The sequence below is a fragment of the Thermus sp. genome (genome assembly GCF_040290245.1).
In the GTDB taxonomy this organism is placed as follows: domain Bacteria; phylum Deinococcota; class Deinococci; order Deinococcales; family Thermaceae; genus Thermus_A.
Window position 1 is genome coordinate 18,389 of sequence record NZ_PSMQ01000021.1, and the last position, 7,717, is coordinate 26,105.

9 protein-coding genes are annotated in these 7,717 nt (G+C 66.2%); 3 read left to right on the plus strand and 6 right to left on the minus strand.

Annotated elements, in window-relative coordinates; all coding sequences use genetic code 11:
- The first annotated feature begins 83 nt into the window (after positions 1-83).
- The 3 genes from C4301_RS04655 to ribF are packed head-to-tail and all read left to right on the plus strand — an operon-like array spanning position 84 to position 1,720.
- Complete coding sequence (locus C4301_RS04655) at positions 84-374, plus strand: hypothetical protein (protein ID WP_352413939.1); 291 nt, start codon at positions 84-86, stop codon at positions 372-374.
- A gap of 4 nt (positions 375-378) precedes the next feature.
- The gene (locus C4301_RS04660) at positions 379-858 is read left to right on the plus strand and encodes an NUDIX domain-containing protein (RefSeq protein WP_352413940.1); all 480 of its coding nucleotides are present in this window, start codon (positions 379-381) and stop codon (positions 856-858) included.
- A complete protein-coding gene (gene ribF, locus C4301_RS04665) occupies positions 836-1,720 on the plus strand; it encodes a riboflavin biosynthesis protein RibF (RefSeq protein WP_352413941.1) in 885 nt (294 codons plus the stop codon). The genes C4301_RS04660 and ribF overlap by 23 nt, the downstream gene beginning before the upstream one ends.
- On the opposite strand, the gene C4301_RS04670 is transcribed toward ribF, so the two are convergent.
- From C4301_RS04670 to C4301_RS04695, 6 genes are all read right to left on the minus strand, one after another.
- Entirely contained in the window at positions 1,717-2,109 is a 393-nt protein-coding gene (locus C4301_RS04670; RefSeq protein ID WP_352413942.1) for a DUF4258 domain-containing protein, read from the minus strand. The genes ribF and C4301_RS04670 overlap by 4 nt on opposite strands.
- A gap of 24 nt (positions 2,110-2,133) precedes the next feature.
- Positions 2,134-2,763, minus strand: coding sequence for a ComF family protein (locus C4301_RS04675; protein WP_352413943.1), 630 nt, complete (start codon positions 2,761-2,763; stop codon positions 2,134-2,136).
- Positions 2,729-3,721 (minus strand): S-methyl-5-thioribose-1-phosphate isomerase, encoded by a 993-nt coding sequence (gene mtnA, locus C4301_RS04680; protein WP_352413944.1) that lies wholly within the window; start codon positions 3,719-3,721, stop codon positions 2,729-2,731. Before mtnA ends, C4301_RS04675 begins: the two co-directional genes overlap by 35 nt.
- 29 nt (positions 3,722-3,750) lie before the next feature.
- Positions 3,751-4,815, minus strand: a complete 1,065-nt coding sequence (locus C4301_RS04685; protein ID WP_352413945.1) for a PQQ-dependent sugar dehydrogenase — start codon at positions 4,813-4,815, stop codon at positions 3,751-3,753.
- 15 nt (positions 4,816-4,830) lie between these two features.
- Complete coding sequence (tdh, locus tag C4301_RS04690) at positions 4,831-5,865, minus strand: L-threonine 3-dehydrogenase (protein ID WP_352413946.1); 1,035 nt, start codon at positions 5,863-5,865, stop codon at positions 4,831-4,833.
- Between the two features lie 20 nt (positions 5,866-5,885).
- Positions 5,886-7,717: translocation/assembly module TamB domain-containing protein (locus tag C4301_RS04695; RefSeq protein ID WP_352413947.1), on the minus strand; the 1,832-nt coding region annotated here is incomplete at its 5' end.

Genomic DNA, 7,717 nt, shown 5'->3' on the forward strand with positions numbered 1-7,717 from the left:
CCTGGGCGGGCACGAGGGGAAAAGGCTCCTTGACCTTTGTCCCTGGCCGGAGGAAAGGGCCTCCTGGAAGGGCATGGCCCCGCATGGCCCTTTTCGACCCTCTTCCTTTCCTCCGGGGCGTGGGCCTCCTCAGCCTGGGGCTCTCCGCCCTGGGGGTGGCCACGGGCCCTTGGCCCTACCTCCCATACCTGGGGTTTCTGGCCTTAAAGCAGGGAAAGCCCTGGCTTGGGCTTTGGCGAAGGAATCCCTTGGCCGCCCTGGAGATCCTCCTTTTCCACACCTTCGCCCTAAGCCTCACCCTTGGCCCAAGCCCGGGTCCGGGCCTGGCCTACCTGGGGGTTTTCCTGTTCAACCGCCTACGGCCTTTAAAATAAAAGGGTGAGGGCGTACGTCTACAAAGGGCGCATCCTCAACCTGGCCCTCGAGGGCCGGTACGAGATCGTGGAGCACAGGCCCGCGGTGGCCGTCCTGGCCTTTAAGGACGGAAAGATGCTCTTTGTCCGCCAGCCCCGCATCGCGGTCGGCCTCAGTCCCCTGGAGCTTCCCGCGGGGCTTTTGGAGGAGGGGGAAACCCCCCTGGAGGCGGCAAAAAGGGAGCTGGCCGAGGAAGCGGGCCTCACGGGGGAGTTCACCTACCTTTTCCGGTTCTACGTCTCCCCAGGCTTCACCGACGAGCTCTGCCACGTGTTTTTAGTGGAAAACCTCAGGGCCATGGAGGCCACGCCGGATGAGGACGAGGCCCTGGAGGTGGTCTGGATGCGTCCGGAGGAAGCCCTAGAAAAGCACCAAAAGGGCGAGGTGGAGTTCTCCGCCACCGGGCTTGTCGGGGTCCTTTATGCTCTTCACCGAGGTCGCTGACGTCCCCCGGGGGCCTAAGGTCGTGGCGGTGGGCTCGTTTGATGGGGTCCACCTGGGCCACCAGCACCTCCTCCACCTGGCCAAACAGGAGGCCAAGGCCCTGCATCTTCCCCTTCTCGTCTACACCTTTGACCCCCCCTCCAAAGTCTTCACCCGGGGGGAAGGCTTCCTGAGCGAGGCCTCGGAGAAGGTGGAGGCGCTGAAGGCGGCCGGAGCGGAGCTCATCCTGGTGGTGCCCTTCAACGAAGCCTTCGCCAAGCGCTCCAAGGAGGAGTTTCTGGAGGACCTAAAGGCCCTCGAGGCCCACCTCCTCTACGTGGGGGAGGACTTCCGCTTCGGCCAGGGGCGCACCGGCGGCCCCGAGGACCTAAAGAGGGTGGCCCCGGTGCGAATCGTTCCCCTCCTTTCCCTCCTGGGCGAGCCGGTCAAGTCCAGCCGCATCCGGACGCTCCTTAAGGAGGGCCGGGTGGAGGAGGCCAGGCACCTCCTCGGCCGCCCCTACTCCGCCCAGGGGGTGGTGGTGGAGGGGGAAAAGCTGGGGCGGAGGCTGGGCTTCCCCACCCTCAACCTGAGCCCCCCGCCCCTCAAGGTCCTGCCCCCCGGGGTCTACGCGGTCCGGGCCCATACCCCCTTGGGGAGCTTCTTCGGCATGGCCAACGTGGGCACCCGGCCCACCTTGGGAGAAGGGGGGCTCCGCCTCGAGGTCCATCTCTTCGGCTTTAGCAAAGACCTCTACGGAGAGGAGGTCCGGGTCGAATTCTTGAAAAAACTCCGGGATGAACAGCGCTTCGCTTCCCTCGAGGAACTTAGAGCCCAGCTTTTAAAGGATCGGGAGGAAGCCCTTCGGTTCTTCGGCCTCTAGAAGGGGTACCGCTCCTTGGGCCCCGTGTAGCGCACCTCCTCGAGGGCCCCGTCAAACCGCAAAAGGACGGCCAGCCGGCGCCTGGAGTAGACCCGGTAGGGATCTTTGGGGATAAAGGCGGTGACCAGGGTGACGTACCGGGGGGTGGCGTAGTCCAGGACCACGTGCAGGGGAAGCCGGAGCCTGGGGGGAAAGACCATGTAGCCCAAAACGAGCATCCTCTGGTCCTCAGGGTAGATGGCCAGCTCCCGCCCCCACTCGAGGGCCCTCAGCACGTCCCCTTCCGTGAAGCCCTCCTGGAGCATATGCTTGGCCACATGGGGCCCAAGCCGGTAACGGCCTTCCCGGATATGGAGCAGGAGGTCCTCCAAACGGCGGAGCTTCCTCATGGCCCCCTTCAGCCTAACACGCCCTCAATCCAGGAATGGGCCCAAGGCCTCCCTTTTCAGCGCAATGAAGGCCCCATAGACCCCCTCCACCCCGGCCTCGAGGAGGGCGGAGCGGGCCCTTAAGAAGGTGGCTCCCGAGGTGAGGACGTCGTCCACGAGAAGCCAGATCCCCTGAGCCCTACCCAAGGGGCGGAAGGCGTCCAAGGGCAAGGCCCTCCTTCGGCCCAGGACCTGGCTAGGGGCGTAGCGGGCCCGGAAGAGGAGGGGAGCGGAGGGAAGGCCTAGGGCCCGGGCCAGGGCCCTGGCCAGAACCTCCGGGGGGTGGTGCCCCCGCAGGAGGGTCCGGTGCTCGAGCCCCGGAACCCAGGTCACCCCCATAAGGGGCCAGTCCCTTGCCCCTTCCGCCAAGGGAGGGGCAAGGAGATGAGCAAGCCCCCTTCGGCCTCCGTACTTCAGAGCCCGGGCCAGGCCGCCATACTGGGCATAGGAACCAAGGTAGACCGCCTCCGCCCCAAAAAGCCTCGCCCGATGGGGCCTAAGCCCCTTCCGGCAGGCCGAACAGAGGAGGGGCCGGTCCAACCTGCCCCCACACCCCGGGCAGGTATGCCCTAGAAGGGCCTCAAAGAAGGCCAAGAGCCCGTCGGATCCCCTCATGGAAGGGTGGATAGATCACCCCCTTTTCCGTGATGACGCCCGTGAGGAGGGTATGGGGGGTCAGGTCAAAGGCGGGGTGGTAGGCGGGAAACCCCTCGGGAGCGATCGGCCGGCCCATGAGGCGGGTCACCTCCTCAGGAGGGCGCTCCTCAATGGGAATCCCTTCCCCGCTTTCCAGGCTTGGGTCCACGGAGGAAAGGGGCAAAGCCGCGTAGAAGGGCACCCCATGGTGGTGGGCCAGGACGGCCAGGGCGTAGGTGCCGATCTTGTTGGCGAAATCCCCGTTGAGCGCCATCCGGTCCACCCCCACCACCACCGCGTCCACCTCGCCCCTTTTCATGAGGAAACCCGCCATGTTGTCCGCGATCAAGGTGGCGGGCACCCCTGAGCGCATGAGCTCCCAAGCGGTGAGCCGGGCCCCCTGGAGGTAGGGCCGGGTCTCGTCCACCCAGACGTGCCGCACCCTTCCCCGCCGGAAGCCCTCCACGATGGCCCCCAAGGCCGTGCCATACCCCCCGGTGGCCAGGGGGCCGGTGTTGCAGTGGGTGAGGACCTGCCCCAAGAGGACCTCCGCCCCGAAGCGGCTGATGGCGGCCTCCGCCTCCTCCACCTCGTGCCAGAGGGCGTAGGCCGCCTGGAGGGTGGCCTCGAGGTCTTTCCAGAAAGGCCGCAGCCGGTCCAGGGCGTAAAAGAGGTTGACCGCGGTGGGGCGGCTTTGGCGGAGGAGCCGGTCCGCCTCCTCCAAGTCCTCCCCCTTCAGGTGGGCCAGGACCATGCCGAAGGCGGCAGAGACCCCGATGGCCGGGGCCCCTCGGACCACCATCCTCCGGATGGCCTCCGCCATCTCCCGGGCGGTTTGGACGGGCACCCAGACCTCCTCAAAGGGGAGTCTCCTCTGGTCCAGAAGCCAAAAGGTGCCGTTTTTCAGGTCCTCGCGAAAGGGCAAAACCCGCTCCACACGCTGAGTCTAAGGGAAAAGGCGCCCTTCTATTGGCCCGAAGGTCTGAACATCAGAATACGGTCGTCCCCTTCCCGCACCCGGCCCCGGCCGTCCCGGTTGGAGGTGGTGAGGTAGAGCGCGCCATCCGGCCCCAGCTGGACCTCCCGCAGCCTTCCATAGCCGGAAAGGACCGTCTCAGCCCGAAGGACCCGGTAAACCCCACCTTGGCCTTCCAGAACAAGCCGCACCAGGGCCTCCCCCCTAAGCCCCGCCACGTACAGGCTTCCCCCGAGGTAGGCCAGGTTGCCCGGGGGAAACCCCGAGGGCCAGAGGTACAAAGGATCCCGGTACTGGGGATCGCGGCCATACCCCACCACCCGGGGCCAACCGTAATTCCCTCCTTTCACGATAACGTTGACCTCGTCGTGCCCAAAGCCCTGCTCCCCGCTTGGCCCGTGCTCGCTGGAAAAAAGCGCCCCCTCTCCCCAGGCCAGGCCCTGCGGGTTCCGATGACCAAAGGAGTAGATCTCCCCTCGCGCCCCCGGCCGGTCTAGGAAAGGGTTGTCGGGCGCGGGCCGGCCCTCGGGGTCTATCCGGAGGATCTTCCCCCCGAGGGAGGAAAGGTCCTGGGCAAGCTCCCGCTGGTAGACCTCCCCCGTGGTGACGTACAGGTACCCATCCGGGCCAAACGCGATCCGCCCGCCCGAATGGAGACCATGTTCGGCTGCAGGAATGCCGTCCAGGATCACCCGGTCCACCACCCCCCGCTCCCCCTGGTGGCGGAGGCGCAGGACCTGGTTCCTGAGCCGACCTCCCTCGAGGACCGTCCGGTAGACATACACGTAAGGGACGCGGGGAAAGCCTGGATGGAGGGCCAGCCCCAAAAGCCCAGACTCCCCCCGGGCGTAGACCGCCACCTCCGCGTAGGTCTGAACCCGGCCCATCCGGACGAGCCGAATCCGGCCAGGCCTTTCCGTCACCAGGATCCCCCCATCCGGCAAGAACGCCAGCGCCCAGGGAACCTCCAGGCCCCTGGCCACCTCCTCCACCTGAAGGGCCTGAGCCAAGCCACAAGCCAGCAGGAAACCCAGCCAGCCAAGCCCCCTTCCCATGACCCCATTATGCCCTTAGGCTCGAGGGTCCAAGATGACCTTCACCGCCCGGCCAGAGGCCAGAAGCTCGAAGGCCTCCTGGTACCGGCTCATGGGGAAGCGGTGGGTGATCAGGGGCGTAAGGTCCACCCGGCCCGAGTAGACGAGGGCCGTGCCCTCAATCCAGGTCCGCCAAAGCCGCCGGCCGGCAATGCCGAAAAGGGTCACCCCCCGCATGACCAGCTCCCCCGCCAGATCGAACCGGATGGGATCGGAAGGGATGCCCAGGATCCGGGCCTCTCCCCCGGGAAGAAGGGCCGAAAGCCCCTGGTGAATGGCCTGCTCGTTTCCGGAAAACTCCAAAAGCACCTCCACCCCACCCCCGGTCATCCCCCGGGCCACCTCCACCGGGTCCCCCTCCAAAGGGTTAATCACCCGGTCCGCCCCCAGGCGGCGGGCAAAGTCCAGGCGGTAGGGGTTGACGTCCGTGACCAGAATGGGCCCGGCCCCGCTCGAGCGGGCCACCAGGGTGGCCATAAGGCCGATGGGCCCTGCCCCAGTGATAAGGACGCTTTTCCCCGAAACTCCGCTGCCCGCAAAAACCGTGTGGACGGCGTTTCCGAAAGGCTCAAGAACCGCGCCCACCTCGAAGGGGAGCCCCTTGGGGTTCACCCAAGCGTTTTCCGCGGGGACCACCGCGTACTCGGCGAACCCCCCGTTCCGGTCCACCCCCAGGATCTCGGTGTTCAGGCAGACGTGGGCGTTTCCCACCCGGCAGGCGGGGCAGGTGTGGCAGACCACGTGGCTCTCGAGGCTCACATGGTCCCCCACCTGGGGCTTCTTCACCCCCGGGCCCACCGCCTCCACCACCCCGCTAAACTCATGCCCCGTGATCAAAGGGGGGCGGATCCGCCCCTGGGCCCAGGCGTCCCACCGATAGATGTGAAGATCAGTGCCGCAGATGCTCGCCGCCTCCACCCGGACCAGGATCTCCCCAGGGCCCGGGGTAGGCGTGGGGACCTCCACAAGCTCGAGGCCCCTTCCCTGTTTGGTCTTGGCCAGCGCACGCATACCCGTGCCCATCCTACCCCTCAGAACCTGTAGGAAAGCCCTATGCTGAACCGGCTGGCCTCATTGGACTCGAGGTTCAAAAGGAGATCCAGGCTGGGGGTGAGGCTATAGCCCAGACCAAGAATGGTCCGGGGCTTGTCCGACAAGGTGGTGGAAAAGGTGAGGGAAAAGCCGTCCCGCCGGTATTCCGCAGCCACCGCCTGGGTCCCGCGGAGGTCCACTTGATAGCCCAGGAAGAGCTCTGGGGTCAGGTACTTGCCCAGGGTAAACCGGGTCTCCCCCAGCCTGCCCCCCTGAAAGACGGGGGTTTCCACCTGGAAGCGGTCTAGTCCCAGGGCACGGGAAAACTCCCGCTCCAGCTGGCCCAGGAGGAAGTTCTGGAAGGCCGCCCCTAAGACCGTCTGGGGCACGGTCTCGGTTAACCGGGTGACATCCGTGGTTCCCAGGGTGAGAAGGGCGTAGATCTGCAAGGTGTCCAAGGGGGGGTCGGAAGTGAACCGGGGGTTTAGCTTCAACCTCACCCGATCATTCTCCCGAACGAAGCTGCCCTCCGCTTCCAGGCGCACGGCATACCCCCGGACCGTGCTTTTGGCCACCAGGTGGACCTCGGGGAGGAGGCCCCCTTGCGGGGTAAAGCGGGCGTAGCTGGCCTGGGGATCCAAGGTAAACACCTGGTCCCAAAGGCGGAAGCTCCCCCAAAGGGCCCGCACCTCCCCCGTGAGGTAGGGGTTCTGGTAAGGGCCCTGGAGGTAGGCCTCGCCGTAAAGCTCCCCCTGGGCCAAGGCCTCCTGGATGACCACCCCCCGCTCCGCCCGCAGGCGGAGGCTTTCGAAGACCAAGGGAACCCGGTCTGAGGCCTCCTCCCCCTTGGATGCAGGGAGGGTCAACTCCTTTGCCCCCTGGGGAAGGCCAAGCCGGGCCTTTACGACCTCCAGGTCGCCCGTAAGGTGATAGACCCCTTTGTCCTCATACAAAAAGGCGCTCCGAATGTTCACAAGCCCTTCCAGAAGGTAGTACCGGGGAAGCTGCACGGGCAAGGAACCGTAGGCGGCCATCCGCAAGGGGTAGGCGGTGCCTTGAGCCAGGGCCTGGGCGTACCGGACCTCCAGGCCATAGCCCGGGTAGCGGAAGGCCACAAAGAAGGGCTCCTCTTCCTTAAGCCCAGGGACCGCAAGCCTTCCTCGAGCGGAAAGGGTGAAGCTTTTGAGGTTACCCTCCAGGCCCAAAACCCCTTTTCCGGGAAAAGGCTTAAGCAGGGCAACCTCCCCCTCCGCCTGGGCCCCGCCGTTCAAGCGGAGCGTCCCCTTGGGCAGATACCCCTCCACCGGGCCCAGCTTGAAGCGGAACGCCTCGAGGGCCACCGAAAGGGCTTCGGTTCCGTTCTGCTTTACCAGGTAAAACTCCACACTCCCGCTGCCCTCCGGAACGTAGGGCCTAAGGGCGGGCACCACCTGGAGCACAGGGGTAAAGACCGTGTCCTTTAGGGAAAGCCGAAGATCCGCCCCCTCGCGGCTCCAGTAGCCTCCGCCTTTCCAGGTGCCCTTCCCGAAAAGGGCGAGCTCATCCACGCTGAACCGGCCTCCTTGGAACCGGAAGGCGGCCCGGCCCGAAAGCTCATCCCCTCCGCCCACGAACCGGAGGTGCTCCCCCACCAGAACCGCCTGGGCCTGCCAAAGGTCCTTGGGCCATCGAAAGCGGAAGGCCCCCGTCCAGTAGGCCTCCCCCTCCAAGGGCCCCGTCAGCGCGGCCAAGAGGGCGTGCAGCGGGAAGGCCTGGGTTCTGCCTGCCCCCTCCAGGACCCCATCCTTATAGGCGAGCCGGAAACGGCTCTGGCCCAGCTGACCCTCCCCCT

Bases quoted from the DNA above. Each gene is read 5' to 3' on its own strand.
- C4301_RS04655 (WP_352413939.1), top strand. From the start codon at position 84: ATGGCCCTTTTCGACCCTCTTCCTTTCCTCCGGGGCGTGGGCCTCCTC.
- ribF (WP_352413941.1), top strand. From the start codon at position 836: ATGCTCTTCACCGAGGTCGCTGACGTCCCCCGGGGGCCTAAGGTCGTG.
- C4301_RS04670 (WP_352413942.1), bottom strand. From the start codon at position 2,109: ATGAGGAAGCTCCGCCGTTTGGAGGACCTCCTGCTCCATATCCGGGAA.
- C4301_RS04675 (WP_352413943.1), bottom strand. From the start codon at position 2,763: ATGAGGGGATCCGACGGGCTCTTGGCCTTCTTTGAGGCCCTTCTAGGG.
- C4301_RS04685 (WP_352413945.1), bottom strand. From the start codon at position 4,815: ATGGGAAGGGGGCTTGGCTGGCTGGGTTTCCTGCTGGCTTGTGGCTTG.
- tdh (WP_352413946.1), bottom strand. From the start codon at position 5,865: ATGCGTGCGCTGGCCAAGACCAAACAGGGAAGGGGCCTCGAGCTTGTG.